Origin of the sequence: Rhodanobacter aciditrophus (assembly GCF_050026795.1) — a bacterium.
Taxonomy (GTDB): Bacteria; Pseudomonadota; Gammaproteobacteria; order Xanthomonadales; family Rhodanobacteraceae; genus Rhodanobacter_A.
Map to the genome: position 1 here is coordinate 832867 of NZ_JALBWP010000012.1, position 20187 is coordinate 853053.

The 20187-nt window shown below is 68.9% G+C and carries 17 protein-coding genes; all 17 read right to left on the reverse strand.

Translation table 11 applies throughout. The annotated features are described in order from the left end of the window. Positions 1–720 carry a PP2C family protein-serine/threonine phosphatase gene (locus ACQGNW_RS16880; protein WP_426664510.1) on the reverse strand — a complete coding sequence of 240 codons (720 nt, stop codon included), beginning with the start codon at positions 718–720 and terminating at the stop codon, positions 1–3. Continuing rightward, positions 717–2258 (reverse strand): type VI secretion system-associated protein TagF, encoded by a 1542-nt coding sequence (gene tagF / locus ACQGNW_RS16885; protein WP_426664512.1) that lies wholly within the window; start codon positions 2256–2258, stop codon positions 717–719. Before tagF ends, ACQGNW_RS16880 begins: the two co-directional genes overlap by 4 nt. Before the next feature lie 4 nt (positions 2259–2262). After that, positions 2263–5775 carry a type VI secretion system membrane subunit TssM gene (tssM, locus tag ACQGNW_RS16890; RefSeq protein WP_426664514.1) on the reverse strand — a complete coding sequence of 1171 codons (3513 nt, stop codon included), beginning with the start codon at positions 5773–5775 and terminating at the stop codon, positions 2263–2265. A gap of 4 nt (positions 5776–5779) precedes the next feature. Beyond that, positions 5780–7138: a type IVB secretion system protein IcmH/DotU gene (icmH, locus tag ACQGNW_RS16895; protein WP_426664516.1), complete on the reverse strand. Its 1359-nt coding sequence runs from the start codon at positions 7136–7138 to the stop codon at positions 5780–5782. Positions 7139–7142: 4 nt separating this feature from the next. After that, positions 7143–8483 (reverse strand): type VI secretion system baseplate subunit TssK, encoded by a 1341-nt coding sequence (tssK, locus tag ACQGNW_RS16900; protein WP_426664518.1) that lies wholly within the window; start codon positions 8481–8483, stop codon positions 7143–7145. Between the two features lie 25 nt (positions 8484–8508). Beyond that, complete coding sequence (tagH, locus tag ACQGNW_RS16905) at positions 8509–9804, reverse strand: type VI secretion system-associated FHA domain protein TagH (RefSeq protein ID WP_426664520.1); 1296 nt, start codon at positions 9802–9804, stop codon at positions 8509–8511. A 2-nt stretch (positions 9805–9806) separates the two neighbouring features. After that, positions 9807–10364, reverse strand: coding sequence for a DUF6931 family protein (locus tag ACQGNW_RS16910; protein ID WP_426664522.1), 558 nt, complete (start codon positions 10362–10364; stop codon positions 9807–9809). 10 nt (positions 10365–10374) lie between these two features. Continuing rightward, positions 10375–12375: a type VI secretion system Vgr family protein gene (locus ACQGNW_RS16915; RefSeq protein WP_426664524.1), complete on the reverse strand. Its 2001-nt coding sequence runs from the start codon at positions 12373–12375 to the stop codon at positions 10375–10377. 345 nt (positions 12376–12720) lie between these two features. Continuing rightward, complete coding sequence (locus tag ACQGNW_RS16920; protein WP_426664526.1) at positions 12721–13164, reverse strand: PQQ-binding-like beta-propeller repeat protein; 444 nt, start codon at positions 13162–13164, stop codon at positions 12721–12723. Between the two features lie 17 nt (positions 13165–13181). Further along, positions 13182–13604 carry a hypothetical protein gene (locus tag ACQGNW_RS16925; RefSeq protein ID WP_426664528.1) on the reverse strand — a complete coding sequence of 141 codons (423 nt, stop codon included), beginning with the start codon at positions 13602–13604 and terminating at the stop codon, positions 13182–13184. 2 nt (positions 13605–13606) lie between these two features. Further along, a complete protein-coding gene (locus ACQGNW_RS16930) occupies positions 13607–14920 on the reverse strand; it encodes a class I SAM-dependent DNA methyltransferase (protein ID WP_426664788.1) in 1314 nt (437 codons plus the stop codon). Between the two features lie 95 nt (positions 14921–15015). Further along, positions 15016–15312, reverse strand: a complete 297-nt coding sequence (locus ACQGNW_RS16935) for a PAAR domain-containing protein (RefSeq protein WP_426664530.1) — start codon at positions 15310–15312, stop codon at positions 15016–15018. Between the two features lie 27 nt (positions 15313–15339). Next, entirely contained in the window at positions 15340–16536 is a 1197-nt protein-coding gene (locus ACQGNW_RS16940) for a hypothetical protein (protein WP_426664532.1), read from the reverse strand. Positions 16537–16916: 380 nt separating this feature from the next. Further along, on the reverse strand, positions 16917–17930 hold the full coding sequence (locus ACQGNW_RS16945; protein WP_426664534.1) for a hypothetical protein: 1014 nt from the start codon (positions 17928–17930) through the stop codon (positions 16917–16919). A 54-nt stretch (positions 17931–17984) separates the two neighbouring features. Next, positions 17985–18611, reverse strand: coding sequence for a hypothetical protein (locus tag ACQGNW_RS16950; protein ID WP_426664536.1), 627 nt, complete (start codon positions 18609–18611; stop codon positions 17985–17987). A 115-nt stretch (positions 18612–18726) separates the two neighbouring features. Next, complete coding sequence (locus tag ACQGNW_RS16955; protein WP_426664538.1) at positions 18727–19398, reverse strand: hypothetical protein; 672 nt, start codon at positions 19396–19398, stop codon at positions 18727–18729. Between the two features lie 106 nt (positions 19399–19504). Next, complete coding sequence (locus tag ACQGNW_RS16960; RefSeq protein ID WP_426664540.1) at positions 19505–20140, reverse strand: hypothetical protein; 636 nt, start codon at positions 20138–20140, stop codon at positions 19505–19507. Between the last annotated feature and the right edge of the window lie 47 nt (positions 20141–20187).

A 20187-nucleotide genomic window follows, 5' to 3' on the forward strand; every position in this document is an offset into this window, starting at 1 on the left:
TCAATCTTCGAGACGCACGATCACGGCGGAAATGTTGTCGCGCGCGGCACGCTGCAGCGACAGTTCGAACAGGCGCGCCAGCAGCGCCGGCGGGTCGGGCAGGAGGCGGCTTTCCCGGTCGAGCTCTTCGTCGGAGAGCTCCTTGTTGATGCCGTCCGAGCACAGCAGGAACTGCGTGCCGGGCCGGTTGCTCGCCACCGCCCAGTCCATGAACAGGCGCTCCTCGGCGCCGATCGCGCGGCTGAGAACGCCGGCACCGGGCTGCGGTGCGGCCGCGGCGCCACCGAACTGGGTGATGTCGTCCTTGGTGCCGTGCACGTGGTCGCGGGTGATCTGGCGCAGGCGACCGTCCTCGTTGCAGTAGGCGCGGCTGTCGCCCACCCAGCCGCACAGCATGAAGTCCTTGTCGTGCACCAGCAGCACCACGGTGGAGCCGATGATGTCGCTGCCGCGCTCCAGCGCGGTGGCGATCAGGTCGGCGTTGATCCGCTGCAGGCTGTCCTCGATCGCCTCGATGAAGTCGAACACGCTGCCGGTGCGCGGCAGCGCGCCCAGCCGCTCGACGATCATCTGGCTCGCGTAGTCGCCGGCGGCGTGGCCGCCCAGGCCATCGGCGACCACCCACAGGCCGACGTCGTCCCGCAGCAGGATCGAGTCCTCGTTGTGCCGGCGCACCTTGCCGGTCTCGGTACGGCCGGCGGAGTGGTAATGCAGGGTCATGGCTGCACCTCGATCACGGCCAGTGGCCAGCCGGCCACGTTGGAACCCAAGCCCGCCGCGGCGGCGATGTGTGCGCACGCGGCATCCGGCGACGGCAGCGCCAGCGCCTCGGCCAGCAGCGGCGGCGGCAGCTCCGCCAGCCGGCGGGTGGCCAGCAGCAGCAGGCGATCGCCGGTGTCGATCTCGCGGACGATCTCGTCGCAGATCGGCTGCGCGGACGCACCGAGCCCCGGCGCCACCATCGAGGTGCGGCTGAACAGCAGGTCGTCCAGTTCGCCGCCGAGCCCGGCGCCGTCGGCCGGCGGCTCGCCGCCCGCGAACAGCGGATGCAGCTGGCCCGCGCGCCAGTGCCAGGCACTCGCAGTGCCGATGCGCAGGAGATCCGCCCAGCGCCCGGTGACGCGCACGGCGATCACCGCGCCGTCTTCGTGCACTGGCTCGGCGTGGTCCTCGGCCAGCTGGCGCAGGCGCGTGTGCAGCACCAGCAGGCGCGTGCGCAACGCCTGCATGCCGGCGACGAAGTCGCTGGGCACGAAGCGGCCGATCAGCTCGCTCACCGACGCCGCCGCCTGCCGGCGCGGATCGGGCGCGCCGTCGTCGGCCACCACCATGGTGAGCGCGCAGTCGTAGCGGTGCAGCACGCGCGCGCCGCCCACGTCGGCCGCGCGCTGCGTGGTCTCCGCCGCGCTTGGCTCGATCGCGTCCAGTCGCGGCGCGAGGTCGGCGAACAGCTCGGTCAGGTCGTCGGGCAGGTGCACCGGCACCGGCCCGGCCGTCGGCAACGATGCCGGAGTCGGCGCCGGCGGCGGCGCATGCGCCGTGGCGAATGCGCCCAGCGCCTGCCACGCGCCGCCGGCCAGCGCCGCGTCGAGCATGCCCGCGTGCGCGCCCGGTTCCGGCAGGCCGCGGGTGACCAGCACGCTGGCCGGCATCCTCGCCGCACCCACCGTCCACCACAGCGCCGGCCCGGGCAAGGCGTGCAGCGATGCCCACAGCGCCGACAGCAGACCGGTGTCGACCGCGGGAGGCAGCGGCAGCCGCCAATGGTCCGCACTGCGCCAGTCGATCTGCGGCACGGCTTCGCCCGTCGGATCGGGCGGGGCCAGCAGGTCCGGCAGCGCGGCGACACGCGCCTCGAACACGCCGACGCCCTCGCCGCTCGCCTGCGCCTTGCGGTGCGCGCGCTCGGCGGCGGCGAACCAGGCGTCGTGGCGCAGGGCCGCCTCGATCGCGCCGGCATCCGCCAGCGGTACGGCGATCACCATCGGAAAGCAGCGCCCCACCCGGTCCGTGGCGGGCCCCGTCACTCCCGCCCAGGCCGCGTCGCCGCAGATGCCGGGCGCCAGCACGAAGCGCCAGACCGCGGCGTCGCGCCACGCCTGCTCCCAGCCGTCGCCCAGCCGCGCGCGGCTGGCGCTCACCGCCTGTTCGAAGTGGCGGTCCCAGGTGTCCACGAAGGACGCCGGCAGACGCCGCTGCACGAAGTCGCCGGTGCCTGGAAGCTTGCCGAAAAAACCCGCCCCTGTCGGATTCGGCATGCGGTCACCCCCCGCACCGGAAACGTTGCACTTCGGCGTTGAGGAACGGGTTCTTCAGGTTGCTCGCCTGGACCGTCAGCTTCGCCGTCTTGCCGCCGAAGTCGAACGTGGCGAGGAAGCGCAGGTCCGACTGCTTCTGCAGGTGCGCCGCCTGCAGCGCGCGGAAGAACGCCCAGTCGCCCTGGTACTCGAAGGTGCTGAGCAGGGTGCCCGCGGCATCCCAGGCGGAGACCGCGACGCGACCCGGCTGCGGCCCCGGCCACTTCATCGCCATGCTGCTGGCGCCGCCGGGCTGGTAGACGTATTTCTGGCCGTCGACGTCGAACTCCAGCTTGCCGATGCCGGGATCGAGCTGCGGCGCCTGCACGGTGAAATCCACCTCGGGCAGGTTGCCGTTGCGGAAATACATCTGGCGGATGTCGTCGGCCATCTGCGCCTGCGCCAGGATGCCCGGCGGACCGGCCACCGCGCCGGGGCCGGTCTTCCACTGCCAGTTGCGGCCGCTGGCGTCGACCAGCTTGGACAGGGTCTGCTTGTTGAACGTGTCGAAGCTGCCGCCGTTGCCGAACAGCTCGCCGAAGTTCTGCAGCGGGATGTCGGTGCGGCTGTCCGGCGAGAACGGATAGCGGCCGCGCACGAAGCTGGCGCAGTCCTTGCCCACCGCCTGCTGGAACTGGTCGCCCAGCGCGCCCTTGGTGCCGCTGGCCACCAGCGAGGCGCTCTTGCCGGTAAGCGAGGCCACCCAGCCGGATACCGGCGCCGGCAGCTGCGAAGCCTGCTGCTGCGCCAGCAGCAGCTGCGGGTTGGGTTGCCCGGCGGCGTTGCTGAAGTCGGTCATGGTCAGCAGCGTCTTGCTCAGCTGGTCGAGCGCCTGCAGCGTCTGGTCGATCGGCGCCGCGCCCGGCGCACCGGCGCCCAACTGGTCCAGCGTGGCGAAGTGCGCGCTGATCGCCGCACCCGGCGGCTGCGCCGCGGGCGCGGCCGCGCCGCCACTCGATGCGAGCGCACGGGCCAGCGCGTTCTGGGTCAGCTTCTGCGCCGCCTTCTTCTCCGCCGCCTGCTGTGCGCCCGCCAGCGCCTTGCCCTCCGCATCCTGCGGCGGCGCCTTCATCATGTCGCTGGTGTTCTCGCGCACCGTGTTCAGCAGCGCCTTCAGCGGCGAACTGGGGCCGGCGAGCTTGGCGGCAATCGCGCTGGCGTCCTGGATGCTGGCCACCGGCTGCAGCTCGAGGTCGGCAAGCAGGTCATCCCAGGCCTTGATGTAGTCCTGCTCGTACAGCGCCAGCGCCTGCTGCGCGAGGCGCGCCTTCTGCAGCGCGTCGATCTTGGTGGCGCCGAACACCCAGTCGTCCTTGGCGAACTGGTCGACCGCCTGCGCGATGCCCTTGCTCGCCTCGTACTGGAACATTGGCTGGGTGTACAGCGCCGGGATCGGCTCGGAAAGCGACGCGCCGCTCTTGCGGCGGAACACGTTGCCGAGCAGGCCCAGCGCCTTGTCCAACTGCAGCGGCGGATAGTCCGTGCTGCCGGCGCCCAACTTGAGGTTGCCGTAGATGAGCGTGGGCAGGTCGGCGGTGCGCAGGGTGTTGCGCGCCTGCTCCACCAGGGTCGGGTCCAGGCTCAGCGCACGCAGCTTGCCCGGCTCGGCCACCAGCGCGTGGAAGTGTTTCGCCAGCGCCTGCTGCAGCACCGGGTCGCCGGGGAACACCTTGCGCCACTCGATGTCGGTAAGCGCGGCCAGCTCGTCGGCATTCCGATGCCGAGGTTCGCCCAGCATCAAGTAGCCCTTGAGGTAGTAGTACAGCGCCTGCGGGTCGCCGGCGCTGCCGGTGAGCCCGCTGCGGAACTGTGCGGCCACGCCGGGCAGCAGCAGGCCGTTGAGTTCGCGCAGGTAGGCATCGTGCACCTCATCACCCACCGCGCTGCCCTGGTAGAGGCCGAAGCGCATGCCCATCGGCACGTGGCCCTGATACTTGTTCGCCGCCTCCCGCACGGCGGACAGGCCCTCCAGCCGCTCCAGCACGCGGGCGAAATATTCCTTCTGGGTGGTCGCGGCGTCGACGTCGCCCTTGGCCGGGTACGCCTGCAGCGCACTTTGCACCTGGGCCAGGTAATCGCGGTTGCGGCCGTAGCTGGTGCCGAAGCCGACCAGCAGCAGCGCGGTCAGCAGCAGCACGCCGGCGTAGGAAGCCACCTGCAGCAGCACCTTCTGCCGCTCCAGCGCCGGGTTGGTGCCGGCGAAGCCGGATTCGCCGAACAGCACTTCCCTGAGCAGGCGCTCGACGAAGAAGGTGCGCCGCTGCGCGCCGGGCACGTGCAGCTGCGCCGCATCCACGCCGAAGGTGCGCGCCACCGCACCCATCATGCGGTCGATCGGCGTGCCCTCCTGCGTGCCGGAGGTGAGGTAGACGCCGCGCAGCAGCGGCGGCGCGGCGTAGGCATGGCCGCTGAACACGCCTTCCACGAAGCGCCGCGCGATGTCGCGCAGCGCGGACAGCTGCTGCGGGAACGAGAGGATCGCCGCGCGCCGGTTGCGGTCGCGCTCGGCATGCAGGCGGTCGAGGATACGTGTGTCGAGCTGGCGCAGCAGCAGGTCGAACTCCTCGCCGAAGCGCCTGGCGGCGCTGCCGTCCATGGTCGCTTCCAGCGGGAACGAGAAGCCCCACACCTGGTTGCGCAGCTCGGGGTTGAGATCGTCGAAGAACTCGCCGAAGCCCGCCACCAGGTCGCACTTGGTGAAGGTGAGGTACACCGGCACGCCTATGCGCAGGTGCGTGGCCAGCTCGTCCAGCCGGCGGCGGATCGCCTGGATGTGCTCCGCGAGGCCCGTCTCGTCCAGCGTCAGCAGGTCGGACATGCTCATCGCGATCACCACGCCGTTGATCGGCCGGCGCTTGCGGTACTTGCGCAGCAGCTTCAGGAATTCCGCCCACGCCGAGGCGTCGGCGGCGCGGTCGGAATCCTGCATGGTGTAGCGGCCGGCGGTGTCGAGGAACACCGCCTCGTCGGTGAACCACCAGTCGCAGTTGCGGGTGCCGCCGATGCCGCGCAGCGCCTCCTTGCCGAAGCGCTCGGACAGCGGGAAGTTGAGCCCCGAGTTCTGCAGCAGCGTGCTCTTGCCCGAACCCGGCGGGCCGATCACCACGTACCACGGCAGCGCATACAGGTTGCCGCCGCGGCGGCTCTTGCGCAGGGTGTCGACCGCTTCCTGGAAGCGCGCCTGCAGCTGGCTGCGCTCGGCGCTGCCTCGGTCGTCGGCCTGCGCGCCCTGCCCGGCCAGCTCGCCGGACATCTGCTGCGCCTTGCCGCGCGCGCGCCACGCGCGGATCTGCAGGATCGCCAGCCACGCCACCACGATCAGCACGATCAACAGCAGGCGTGCAGTCACGCTGGTGAGCGGCTGCGAGGAACCGAAGCCCAGGTACGGGCCGCCCAGCCAGATCAGCACCGCCAGCAGCACGATGCCGACGAGGGTGATGAACCAGCCGGTTTTCAACAAGCTCACGAACTTGGCCACGGGTTCAACCCTCGGGGATGTACATCAGTTCCACGCGCCGGTTGCGCGCACGGTTGGCCGGCAGGTTCGGCGGCAGCGCGATCGGCTGCGAATCGCCCGCGCCGCTGGCCTCGAGCCGGCCCGGGTTGTCCAGGCCGTCGCCGAGCACCTTGAGCACCGCGTTCGCGCGCGCCGCGGAGAGCGCGAAGTTGTCCTTGAACTTCAGCGAGTGGATCGGCTGATCGTCGGTATGCCCCACCACGATCACCCGCCCCGGCACCTGGTTGAGCGCCGCGGTGATCGCATGCAGCAGCGGCAGCTCGGCATCGGCGACATCCACGCCGCCGGAGGCGAACATGCCGCTGGCCGACAGCCGCACCAGTTCGCGGCCGTTGCCCTGCTCGATGATGGCGAGCCTGCCGGCCTGCTCCTCGGGCGCCAGCAGCTGCTTGAGCGTGGGATGCGCCGGCGGCGGGTTGGTCTTGTCCAGCTGCGCCGTGGCCGGCGGCGTGGCGCTTTCCAGGCCGACCTGCGCGAGCTGGGCGCTGACCGGCGCGGACAGCGCGTTCAGCCGCGTGTGGAAGTACAGGAAGGTGCCCAGCAGCACGCAGGCTGCCGCGGCCACGATCACCCACAGCGGCACGTAGCGGATCAGCGGGTTGCGCCGGTCCTGGATGCCGCGCCAGTGCGGCGCCAGTTCCTGCGCGGCCGGCGCGCGCTGCGCGCGGATGCGCCGGTACAGGTCCTCCTGGATGTCGGCCAGCCTGGCGCGCCCGCCCGCCTCGATCAGGTAGCGCCCGCCGAAGCCCAGCGCGAGGCAGATGTACATCAGCTCGATCAGGTCGAGGTGGCGCGAGAAGTCCGCGCACAGCCGCTCCAGGATCTGGAAGAACTTCGCGCCACCGTAGGACTCTCCGTGGAAGGTCACCAGCAGCGTCTGCTGCGCCCAGCCGCTCTGCTCGCCCCAGGGCGCGTTGAGCACCGCCTCGTCGAGCATGGTGCACAACACGTAGCGCGCGGCCAGCGCGGTCTGCTGGGGAATGTTCGCCTGTTGCGCATGGCTCTCGAACTTGCGCACCTGGGCCACCGCCTGCTCGCGCAGGTGATGCGCGTCCGGCGGCGTGGCGCTGTGGCGCAGCTGCACCGCCAGCAACAGCAGCGGGCTCGCCGCCTGCACCAGCGGGTTCATGCCGCCGCCGAGGAAGGCGCTGATCTCGGCCGGCGTGGCGGCCACGCCGCGCGGCACGGACGCAGGCGCGGCCGCCGGTGGTGCGACAGGCGCGGGGGCAGGCACCGGCGTCGGCGCAGGCGCGGCGCCGCGCGGACGCACCACGGTGGCGTCGCGCATCGCGTCGTCGTCGTAAGGCCCCTTGGGCGTATTCATTGCCTCAGCCCCCCCTGATCGCCCAGAGTTGCAGGTCCAGCCCGGCGAAGCCGCTGCCGAAGTGGAACGCGATGCCGCCGGAGGTCTTCAGCTCGCGCCACATCGCCGCGTGGCGGTCGAACTCGAAATACAGGTAGCCGGCGTTGTACGGGATCTGCCGCGGTGCCACCGGCATCGGCGACACCGGAATGCCCGGCAGCTGCAGGTTCACCAGGTCGCGGATCTTCTCCACCGGACCGATCTTCGATTGCGCGGGCAGTTGCCGGCGCAGCTCCTCGGACTTCACGTCGGCCTTCGCCGCCAGCACGAAGGCGGCGTTGTCCAGCAGGGTGAGGTCGGGCACCACCGCCACCCACACGCCGTACTTGCGCTCCTGCAGCGGGATCGGCATGGCGGTCTGCTCCATCACCGCGCTGAGGCTGGCGCGCAGTGCCGCGATCAGCGGCTCGAAACTCTCGCGCAGGGCCTCGTGGCGGTAGGGCGGCAGCGCGGGCGGCCGCTTGCCCGGCGCGGTGAACGTGGCCAGCTCGCCGGCCATCGACACCAGCGTGCGGTACAGCTCCTCCGGATGCAGCAGCGGCGCCTCGGCCAGATGCGCCACCAGCGGCTGGCAACGGTTCACCACCTGCAGCAGCAGGAAGTCGGCGATCTCCGCCGCGCCGCCGCGGTCGGTCAGCGCCACCCGGCTGGCCAGCGCCTCGCCGCGCTGGTGCAACAGGCCCAGCAGTTCGGTGAGGAAGGTCACCAGCCGCGGCACCGCCTGGCAGGAAAGGCCGGTGGGCATGAACGCGTCGTCCAGCATCACGCGGCGATCGGTGCGGCATTCCACGATGCGCGCCAGCGGCATGCGGGTGAGGCCCTCCATCGGCTGCGACTGCGGCAGCAGGCGGCTGCTCATGCCGCCCACTTCCAGCGGCGTGATGCCGTCGGTGCTGCCCGAGGCATCGCGCACCTCGGCCTCGCGCACGCGGAAGCGGAAGAGCTTCTCCGCCGGCGCCTCGGGCCGCCCGCTGTCGGGCTGGGTGGGCGAGCGCAGCGGCAGCGTGAGGTAGACGGTCTGGTCGCGCCAGTTCGCGTCCACCTCCAGCGGCGGCGGCAGCGGATCGTCGCCGGGCATCGCGAACGGCGTGCCGTCGGGGAAGATGCCGCGCGCGCGCTTGATGCCGAGCTTGCCGATCGCCAGCAGGTCCGCTTCGAGTTCCAGCTCGTGGAAGCCCCAGGCGTGCGGGCGCAGGTTGCCGGCGCGCAGCTCGACGAAGCGCTCCAGATAGCGTTCCTGCTGCTGCATGTGCTGCGGCCGCAGGAACAGCCCCTCGCTCCAGATCACCTTGTTGTTCTGCGTCATGCCTCGCACTCGCTCGTGATTGGTTTCATGCACCCGTCCCCGCCGGGCGCGACGCCTGCCCTGCCCGCCGCGCCGACTTCAGCCGCGCCAGCTGTTCCTCGTAGGCACGCGCGAACTCGTCGCCGAACAGCCGGCGGAAGCATTCGTCGGGGTTGCCCATCAGCTCCTCGAAATGCTCGCGATAGCGGTCCCAGTAGCGGCCCTTGCCGCCGAAGGACGCGCGCTTAGCGCCGCCGTCGGCCTCGTGCTCGAAACGGTCGGGATTGAAATGCACCAGCAGCGACTCGAACGCCGCGCGCACGCCCGCCAGCATCGCCATCTGGTGGCAGCGGATGTCCTCGAAGGCGTCCTGGAACGCGGCGCTGCCGGACAGGAAGGCCGGCCCGGTGGGCGCGAGGATGCGCTGCACCGCCTCGTCCGCGGTAGGCGCGAACTTCAGCGGGTTGTTCTCCGAGCGCTGGATGATCGTCACCGGCAGGCGGAAGGTGTTCTTGATCTCGGCGCGCGCGCGCAGCACGTCCATCACGCCGTCGGCCACGATCAGCAGGATCTGCTGCAGCTCCGCCGGCATCGCCGTCGCTCCAGGCGCGGGGGACGATGCGGCCAGCGGTGGCGCCGCGGGCGGCGCGGCCGGCTCTGCCCTGGGCGCGAAATCGCCCATGGTGAGGTCCCAGTTCTCAGGCAGCAGCTGCGCCTGGCGCTGCGCTTCGGTGACCGGCGGGCGGAAGTGGTCGGCGGTGCCGGGCGTGTGGTTCCAGCTGGGGATCGGCGCCGGCTGCGGCGCCGCGGGTTCCGGCGCCGGTGCGGCATAGGGCGCGTCGAGGAAGCTCAGCGGGTCGAGGCTGCCGCCGCCCGGGGCGGCGATGTCGGGGATCAGGCTGGAGGCCGCGGCAGCCGTGGGCGGCTGCGCGGGTGCGAGCAGGTCCGACAGGCCGAAGTCCAGCGGATCGCCCGCCACCGGTGCGGGCGCGGCCCGCGGCGGTTCGGGCGCGGCGGCGTCCGGCGCGCGCAGCTGCACCTCGACCTCGAACGTGTCGATCTGCAGGCGGTCGCCGTCCTTCAGTGCGGCGGGCTCGCCCTTGGCCAGCGGCGCGCCGTTGAGCAGCATGCCGTTGGTGCTGCGGTCCTCGATGAAGTAGATGCCGTTGAGGCAGCGCACCATGGCGTGGATGCGCGAGACGCCAGGCGCGGCCAGCACCCAGTCGCAATCCTCGGAGCGCCCGATGCTGCCGCCGCCTTCGGGGAAGGATTTCCGGCTGCGGCTGCCGAACTGCGCGGCCTGCCGGCCGAGCACCGTGAGCGTCAGTGTCTGCATCGGCACGTTCAAGCCCCCTGGGTGCCCGCACCGGCCGCGTCGCCGGTGCCGAGCAGGTTCAAGGCGCGGGCGACGAACTCGGCGCGGCGCGCCGCGAAGCGTTCGGCCACCAGCGCCGCCATCAGGTTGATCGCCGCCACCGTGGCACAGGCCGTGAGGTGCTCCGGTGGCGGCACCGGCGTCTCCTGCGTGCTCGGCGCCAGGCTGCCGCCCGACCAGCCGGCCGCCGCGGCCAGCCACGCGCCCAGCGACCGGTAGCCGCCGGAGTTGGCGAACTCGAACGCGGCGCGGCGATTGCTCTCGGTGGGCTCGCGCACCCACTTCTCCGCCAGCGAGGCGCCGGCCTTGTCCTCCAGCTCCAGCGGCTGGTCGCGCGCGCACTGGCACAGCCACGCCACCGCGTAGCGCTTGGGCAGCAGGCGCGCCAGCAGCTTCAGCGCATCCTGCGCCTCGCCGGCATCCAGCAGCGTCCGCACCGCCGCCTGCGGCGTCATCTCCGGGCGCAGCTGCGCGCTGGCGGCGGGCGACAGCCCCATCTGCATCGACGCTTGCAAGATCGCGGACATCTGTGCCTCCTCAGCCGATCATGGTGATGCCGCCGCCCAGCTTCGCCATCCCGTCGCCGGTCAGCTGCAGCATCGGCCCCTTCACCGTGGTCATCGCGCCCCCCTCCACGCTCATCGTCGCGTCCGAGTGCACCTTCACACTGGCGCCGGCACCGATGTCCACCGAGGCCTGGCCTGCCATCTTCACCGTGGCGTCGCCGGTGATCTTGATGTTGACGCCCTTGATCTCGACGTCGCCCGAGCTCTTCAGGGTGATGCTGGCGGCGCCGCACACCAGGTCGATCTGGGTGCCTGCGCTGAGCTTGAACTTCTGGCCGATGCTGGTGGTGCCGTTGGCGGTGACGTCGAGCTTGTCGTCGTTCTGCACGGTGACCTTGCGGTCGTGCTTGATCGTCTCGGTCTGGTCGTTGTCGACGGTGAGCGTCTGGTCGTGCTTCACCTCCACCGTCTCGTCGTGGTCGATCGTCACCACGTGGTCGTTCTCTACTTCCTCGTGCATGTCCTTCTGCGCGTGGATGAAGAAGTCCTCGCTGCCCTGCTTGTCCTCGAAGCGCAGCTCGTTGCAATCGTCCGTGCCGCCGAGCAGGCTGCGGCTCTTGATGCCGCTCTGCGTCTTGTTGTCGGGCAGCCCGTAGGGCACGGTGTTCGTGGCGTTGTAGACGCTGCCGATGATCAGCGGCCGGTCGGGATCGCCTTCGAGGAAGCTCACCACCACCTCCTGGCCCACGCGCGGGATGCTCACCGCGCCCCAGCCCTTGCCGGCCCACGGCGAGGCCACGCGCACCGGGCAGGAGCACTTCGCGTTCGCCTTGTCCGGCATGTTCCAGTGGAAGTTCACCTGCACCCGGCCGTACTGGTCGACGGCGATGTCCTCGTCGGTATCGCTGCCGGTGACGATGGCGGTCTGCAGGCCGACGATCTTCGGCTTCGCCGTGATGATCGCCTTGCGGAAGGGAACGCTGCTGGGCAATGCGCGGAACTGGCACTGGAACTCGAGCGCCTGGCCGCCGCCCGAGGCATGACCGCCGCCGCGCAGGTAGCACTGGGTGGCGGTGAGCAGGTATTCCTGGTTGAGCTCCTTGCGCGGGTAGTCGCTCAGCGTGAACAGGTTGCCGGCCTCCGCGCCGCAGGCATCGGTGGAGCCGTGGTAGCCGGAGCGCGCGGCGGTCAGCGCCTCGGCGCGCACGCTGGCGTAGTGCTGGCCCACGCCGGTGTCCGCGTGCGCGCCGGGAAAATCGAAGGCGCTGAAGGTCGTCGCCGGCTGGTTGCCGTCGCTGGTGTGCGAGGACAGCAGCGAGGCCTTGGGCGTGAGCGGGTTGTAGTCGGTCAGCTTGAAGGTGGCGCCGTCCACGCCGCGCACCGCCCCGAAGCTGGCGATGGTCGCTGCCCTGCCCAGCGCGCCGCCCGCGCCGGCCGCGAACGGCACCTTCTTGAACGCGTCCGCGGCACTGTGCGCGCCCACGCCGTCGGCCAGCACCATGGTGTGCTTGCTGCTGTCGTGGGTGAAGTAGTAGTAGATGCCCTCCTGCTCCATCAGGCGATGGATGAAGGCCAGGCAATCCTCGCGGTACTGCACGCAGTAGTCGCGCTGGGCGTAGTTGCCGGTGAGGCTGTTCTTCACGTCGGTGTAGCCGGATTCCTCCAGCAGCTTCTGGATGATGTCCGGGGCGGTCATCTCCGTGAAGATGCGGCAGTCGACGATCTGTTCCAGCAGCCACGGCCTGGGCACCAGCGTGACGGCATATTGCGCGTACACCAGCGTGTCGACGGTGGCGACGCCGGTCTGCGACGCCTCGCAGACCATGCCGTTGAAATGGCGCGTGAAGCCGTCCGCCAGCGTCAGCGTCACGGTCATCGACGAGCCCAGCAGCGACGTGAGGTCGATGGCCGCGTCCTCGCTCTCGAACTGCAGCTCGAAGCGGAACAGCTCGCCCAGTTCCTCGTCCGCGCTCATGCCGACGAACAGCAGGTTGTCGCACTTGCTGGAAGTGATCGTGATGGGATCGCTCATGCGACTACGCTCCCGGGCAACGGCGATGGGCGCCCGTGGCGGCACCCCTCCCGCAGGGCGTCGCCACCAACGCGGCGCGGCCGCTCGCGCGGCACGGCCGGAGCGCGCGGAGACGCCACGGGAGCGGCGGCCGTGCGGGCAGGCGGATGGGGTGGACGGCGGACGGCGAGCGGCATAGGAACTCCTCCCCCTGTAATGCGCAATCGGGCGGCATTTCGGGTCATGTCCCGGCAAACCCGTCCGCCCGGCGGCCCAAGCGGCTGACCGGCATGGCTTTTCCATTGCATGGCTGGCCGGGACGGCGCGGCGGCACGGCCGGCGTCGCGCATCGGCCCGCGGCCGGACCTAGCGGGGATCCTTCGTGATGCCGCCCGGGCGGCACCGCCGATCCAGCGGCACCCGCCGGCCGCCGATCGTGAGATGGCCGTTTTCCAGGCGCGTCGGCCCGGTGAAACGGCGGCTCCGCCACAGCACGCGGCAGCTTCGGGTGTCCACCGCGTAGAGGCGGTTGTTGCTGCCCGAATAGGTCGGCACGTAAAGAATGCCGTCGCCGAGCAGCACGGGAGCCTCGACGATGGCCACCTCGTCGCTGACCGTGCAGGGGGGCGCGGCGCCGGTCGCGATCCGCAAGGGCCCCTGCCACGCGGTGGGGTGCTGCGGGTCGTCGGCCGCGCCGAACGCCACCGACAGCTCGCCCAGCCGGCCGATGCCGCCGACGATGCCCATGGGCGTCAGCTGGCAGCAGGCGCCGGCGACGGCCGGAACCAGCGCCAGGGCAAGGGTCAGCACGCCATGGATCACTCGCATCAATGCCGCTCCGGCACGGGCTTCGCGTAATAGTCGACCCTGGGCAGGTCGCGATGATTCCACGACCAGTTGATCCCCGTCTTCTCCCGCCCCACGCCACCCAGGCGCCCCCAGTAGCCCAGCGGATAGCGGCTGCCCGGCGGCGTGGGCACGATCACCACGACATGCCCGTGCCCGCCCGCCTTGAGCCCGGCAACCACGAAGTAGCCGCGGTTGGCGTAACCGATCGCCAGCGCCGGGTCGTGTCCCAGGTCGATCCAGCCGTTCGCCTTGGCGCCCATCGCATCGACCATCGCGTTGGCGTTGCCCGCGATGGCGATGCCGAGATCGGCGGCCACCGCATGGACGAAGCCGCTGCAGTCGCTTTTCCAGCGCGGCCATTCGCGCCGGGAAGCCGCTTCGATGGCCGGGGCGCCGGACATGCTCACGCCGTCCACGCCCTGGTTGCCGGCCCCGCATCGCCATCGCGGCATGCCAGCACCACCCAGCTGCGCACCGGCTGCCCGAACTCCTTGCGCAGGCTGTCCCCGGCAATGCGGATATCGCGGAAACCCGAGCGCTCCAGCGCCTGCATCACGTGGGCGCGCGAGTGGCGATAGCGGCCGCTGGCGGTCAGTTCCACCCGGTCCTCGTCGCCCTCCTTCGCCTCCAGCGAGAAAGCCAGCCAGCCGCCCGGCCGCAGCGCCGCATGGGCCGCGGCCAGCACCGGGCCCAGCTCGCCGAAGTACACCAGGGTATCGGCCGAGAGCACCACGTCCCAGGCCGCAGGCTGCTCCTGCAGGTACGCAGTGAGTTCCGCCACGCGCAACGCGTCGTAGCCCCCGCGCTGGCGTGCCTTCTCCACCATGCCACCGGAAAGGTCCACGCCCGCCAGCCGGCGTGCATGCGGGCGCAGCAGCGGCGCGCAGAGGCCCGTGCCGCAACCGGCATCCAGCACGTCGAGCGCGGCGGCGGGCGGCGGCAGCACCTGCGCCAGCGCATCCGCCAGCACCTGCGGCGCACGGTAGTCCAGGTTCTGCAGCAGCTGTTCGTCGAAGCTGTCGGCAAAGCGGTCGAAGATGTCGCGCACGTAGGCGTCGCCCGCGCGCTGCGGCGCCTCCGCGCCGCCGCAGGCGGCCAGCATGTGGCGCGGAATCGGGTTGTCCGGTTCGCGCACCAGCCAGTCGCGATACACCTGCACGGCCTCGTCGGTGCGGCCCAGCACATACAACGACACGCTCAGCGCCTCCAGCGCCTGCACGAAACGCGGCTCCAGCGCACAGGCGGCGCGGAAGCATTCCACCGACTGTTCGATGTGTTCGATGCCCTGCGCGTTGTTGCGCAGGAGCAGTCCCAGCAGGTAGTGCCCCTGCGCGAAGCGCGGCGCCTGCCGCAGCAGCCTTTCGTAGGCCTCGAGCGCCTCCTGCGGCCGCTCCTGCGCCTCCAGCACCACGGCCAGGTTGCTCAAGGCGTTGTGGTGCTGCGGGCCGCACCCCAGCGCCTTGCGGTAGCAGGCCTCCGCCTCGCGCAGCCGACCGCACTCCTTGTGGATGTTGCCCATGTTGTTGTGCGCATCCGGATGCTGCGGCGTGACCTGCAGCGCGGTGCGGATCAGCTCCACACCCTCGTCGCTGCGCCCGCGCTGGTGGCACAGCACGCCCAGGTAATGCAGCGCGTCGGGCTGCGCCACGCGCAGCTCCAGCACCTCGCGGTACAGCTGCTCGGCCGCGTCGAGATCCTCGGCCTGGTGCGCCTGCATCGCCCGCTGCAGCAACGCGCGCCACTCCGGCACCGCCGCGCGTGCAGCCGCTGGACGGACGACGACCTGTGCCGGATCGCGGTTCATGCGCCTGCTCACGCGATCAGCACGGTGAAACAGCCCAGCACGATGGTGCCGCCGTGCGCGCAGGAGTCGCCCAGCCGCGCCGCCGGCTGGCCACCGATCAGCACCGTGGGCGAGCCCATGACGACGCTGTCCGGCGGCCCCACGCATACCGCCATATCGCCCAGCCGCGCCGCCGGCAGGCCGCCAATCAGCACCGTGGGCGCCCCCGGCGACGCGATCGGCCCGCCCACGTGCGGAATGGGCGGAACCCCGGGCGTGACCATGGGGCAGACGTGCATGTCGGTGAGGCGGGCGGCGGGTTGCATGGCGGACACTCTCCGGCTTGATCCGGTTCAAAGGAAATTGCTGAGCATGCTGCCCACGCTCAGCGTACTGCGCACGGGCCGATGGATCGGCACACCGCTGATGACGAAGGGCGAGCCTTGCACCAGGTCCGCCGCCCGGTCCTGCACCGGGTGAATATGCTTCCTGATCAGCAGCTCGATGTCCTCCATCCAGCCGGCCTGGCCGAATTCGTCGAACAGCATGGCCACCAGGTCCGAGGTATCCGAGCACACCAGCATGTAGGCGCCAAGCAAGGGGCACGTCTTGAACGCCCGCAGATCCAGCAGCTCCGGATTCTTCAGCACCTTGTTGACCATCACGGTCTCGCGGAACTCGATGGCGAACTTGGCGATGACTCGCGTCGCGTTCGCCGCCGCCTTGGCCGCCCCTACCGCCGGCGCCAGCACCGCGCCCGCCCCCTTCGCCGCATGCAATGCGGTGTTCGCGGCAAACGCAGCCGAGGTTATCGAAGCCTTCGCGACCTGGTTCGCCGTCTCCCGGGCCAACAGGGTCTGTACCGCGGCGAACGCCGCCGCCGGATCGCCACTGGCGATGGCGAAGCCGTGCGTGGACGTTTCGTACTGCTTGTAGCCCTTGTAGATGGCCATGCCCCATTGGGAGAGCATCTTGCCGCCATCCGCCACCAGGCTGATGATCGGCAGCATGCTGGCCACGTGGTCGATCGCCTGGATGATCCCGGCCGTCCCGGTCTCGGCCACGGCCTGCGCTGCGAAATCCTTCAGCGTCGCAATCTGCGTGCCGAACATGTCGTTGACAGCCTGGGTCACCTCCGGCTGCAGCGCCGCCTTGACCGCCCCCGTACCCGTGGCCTTGGCGCCCTGCACGGCCTCGGCGAGATCCCGGCGAGCCATCTGCAGCTGCGCAAGGCTGTCCACCACACGCAACACCACCCGCTTTCCCTCGAACAGGGTCTGCAGCTTCCGGCGCCGCGAGTCGTCCCAGAACTTCAGCGCCGCCACTTCGTCCGGCGGCAGCCTGAGATCCACGTAGACCGCCTTGCTGAGGTTGGTGAGCGGGAAGTTCGGCGCCCTGTTGCGGTCGCTCGTCTTCCAGCCATCACCCTTCGCGCGTTTCCACGCGGCCAGCGCCTGCCGCACCGCCTTGACCTTGTCCGGCGTCTTCGCCAGATCGTGCGCCTTGATCGCCTCATCCAGCTTCTTCAGCTCGGAACTGCGGGGCTTCATGCGCAACTCGGTCTGTGCCATCCAGGTTGCATGGTTTGGAATGGTGGACATAAAAATGTGCTGACTCCCACGACGACTATCGATCGATTACACAAGCCGATTCCGTTTCCATTTCGAGAAAGCGCAACTGATCCGGTTCACGGCGTCCGGAAGCCCGCCATCCAGCATCCACCGGCATCGATTCGTCCCTCGTCGGACGGGGAATGGATCACGCTCCCAGTCCCGCTTCGCCGCGAAGCCAATCCGCCACCGTTCTGCATTAGTGCGCAATTGGCACATCATCCCTGTCATGCGCCAATGCGTTCGGCCGGTGCGGCACCGGTTCCATCCGCCGGTTCCTGCACGCCCGCGTGCTGGGGCGGTGCTGCGTCAACGGATCGCTAGTTGTAGTCGTCCAGATCCAGATAGTTCGCGGTGTGGGTCGGCCACAGCCGTCCGGAACAAAGGATGACATCGGCCCCTTTGCCGGCCTGGCTCGAGACCGTGGTGCGCTTGCGCTCCACCTTGGGCCCCACCTTGTCGACGGCCACCACGTCGAAGTAAAGCGCCGCGTGCTCCTGGTAGTAGAAGCTCCACACACCCTGGCGCCGACGCGCGATCACCTGACCCGCGCCCACTTGCGGCCCAAGCACGTCATGCTTGGACTGGTCGGTGAGCTTGATGTGATAGCGCCGGTGCGAAAACACGCCGGTTTCGACCCGTTTGCCTTTGACGACCTGATCGGAGATGGCGCGCACGCCCATCTTGGCGCCGTCCGTATAGTTCACCTGCCGGATGGGACCGTCGGGCGGGGCAACCCGGTCATCGCTGTAGTTCTGGAACTGCGCTCGCGTCGGTCCGGCCGGCATGGCGAAACCAACGTTGACCGCCTGTTCCGCAGCCAGGAAACGGGCGTGCAGCTTGTCCACCCGCGCCTTCATCTTGCCTTGGCGCAGGTGTGACGCCTGATCCTTGCAGTTCGAATGCGAGCAATAGGGAGAGGCGGCAGAACCGAATACCTCGAAGGTGCAGCCGTCCTGCGCTGCGGTGATGGCAAACGCCTCCGCGAAACCGTCTTGCGCCTGGCTGGGCAGCTTGACCCCGCGCGCGTTGCCTTCGCGATATGGAATCAGGTACATCGGCACGCCGGTGTTGCTGCCGTCGTCGGGCCCGATCTCGACCTTAACCCTGTCCCGGGAAAACCCAAAGATATCGGTGTTGCGCGCGGGGAGATCGACATTGAAGTATGCATGCACCAGCGGCGCCGTGAGCATGACCTCGGTATGGCGATTGCCGTAGTTGAAACCGGCGCCCTGCAGGTACTGGACCACCGTGCCGCCACCATGCGCCAGATTGGAATCGGCACTGTTGCACAGGGTGATATAGGTGCGCATGTACTCTTCGATGTCATGCAACAGCAAATTCTTCGGCCCCATCGCCTCGACTCCTCCCGCAGCTCGTTTCGATTCTCAGAGTGACCATGCCTCTTCCGCCTGCTTGCGACCGACATGGCTCTTCATGAAGACCGAATCGCTCCGCAACAAGACCGTGTCGCTTCCCATAAGACCGAGCAGGTTCGTCCGGAACTGCTCCTTGCTCGCCTTGGACTGTCCGAAACACACGTTGCCAAGATAGAACTCGATGTTGCTGCCGTAGATGACACCAACCGCTTCGCCACCAAGTGTTTCGCGAATTTTTTCCACTACGCCATCACGCGACAGATCGTCATGGAGGTACTTGATGTGTGGCAGGCGCGCCTTCAGCGAATCGAAACTGCCATTTTTTACCAGAGTGATGAACTTCTGGGCGCTTGCGGGTGTGCACTCCTTGCCGATCGTTTCATGCCAGGCCTCGGCATCCTTCACCTTGCTGGCCCAGTCAAAGACCAGCTTGAGCAGCTCGATATGGTCCTCGGATATGTCCACGATCAGGATCTGAGTGGTCACGGTCGGAACCATCGCCACCCGTATCGCCTCTGAATTCGCCACGGTGACCACCGCGCCCGCCTTCGACCCCTCGGCCATCAGCACCGGCAGCTGATTGTTGGTCCTGGCGCCCACCAGGTCCGAGGCGATGATTTTTGTCAGATCTCGCATGTCGCATGCCTTCCAAATCGACTGTCATTGCCAACATCAACCCTGCAACCCATCGAGGCGGGTACCTCTGCGAAAGACGCCCACACCAATGCCTGTGCCACCCACTGGACTGCGGTCAACCGACGCGTGCCGAGGAAAGCCGAACGCTTTTGATCGTCCCCCAGCTCGTCTTGGTTTCGATGATCTCCTTGTACACCTCGATGAAATGCCCCCATTGGATGCCGCTGATCTCGTATTCGCCGGCATTGGGGTCAAAGAACGTGATCTTGCCCCCAGCCTGACCGAAGATGCCGACAGCATGCCGGGCGTGCTCGCAAATGAGTGTCACGTAGTACCCGCGCGACGCCTTGAAGCCGAACGCCTCAAGGTCTTTGATGTCCATGCTGTCCACTTTCACCTTGGCACTCATCTTCCCCGGCACGTCGGGCGCCAGGATAAGCAGGCAGGGCCGGCTGTCGCCCTTCTTCCTGAGCCTGTGGTACTCCGCGTGCTTCGGCGCAAGGAATCCGGCCATCAGGTTGTGGAACTTCTGCGTCTGCTGCTTGGCGTCCTTCTTGTCCATGAACGAAACGTGCCGCGGGAGGAACCAGCTGTCCTGACGCGTGGTAAGCATCTCCTTCAGCCAGTACACAACCAGCGTTCCGCACATGCCGCCCTCGACATCGTTCGCTACTTCCACCTCGACCATGGCGTTGCCCGACAGGCTGTCGATCATGGCCGACTGGTGCATGCCGTAGGTTTTCGTCGAGTATTTCTTGAGTTCCGCAAAACGATGAATGTCGCCCATAAGCCACTCCCTAGAAACGGGGCTGGGTCACCTGCCGGCCCGGTCGGTCCGGAGCCGTCCAGTCACTTTTTTGATCCGCTTCCTCCGCCACGCCACGCTCGACCCTTCATATCGGGAACACGCCGTGGACCTGGAAACTGGTTCCGTTGATCGCGGTGTAGCTCTGGAAGTAGAACCTCCAGTTCATGCCGCTTCTTATGCCGAAAACCGTCGCCTGCAGCGCACCACCGCCGCCCAGCCGTCGATACTGCGCCGGCTCCAGCAGAGTGACTCCGGCCAGATTGGGGCCGACACCGTTGGCTGCCTGGATATCGGCGCGTTGCAGCAGGGTGTTTCCGCCGTGGTTCGAATGGGTCACGCGACGCGTGTTGTTGACCACCGGACCGATGCCGAATGTGCAACCGTTCAAGTTGGTCGTGAAGCAGAAGTCGGCAGCATTCCCGATGTCTACCGAATGATATTGGTTGGCGGTGTAATTGCAGATGTAGGCCGGCACACCGTTATGGGCTCCGGCACCGTTGCTGCGCAGGTCGAACACATCCATCGGCACGCCAAACCGATTCACGGCGACTGGTGCCGGGCCGCCGGGAAACATCGGCTGTCGCGGCAAGATTGTTGCCCATGCCGTGCCCGGCGGGTTCAGCACGTTCTGCACCGGCCCTGACATCAGGAGATTTCCGTCCAGCCAATCAAGCAACCCTTCCGGGCCCGCTTGCAGTTGATTGAGATCTGGTGCTGGCATTGGCGCCCTCGCTTGATGAAAAAGGATTTGATCTCTCTACCGAGCTC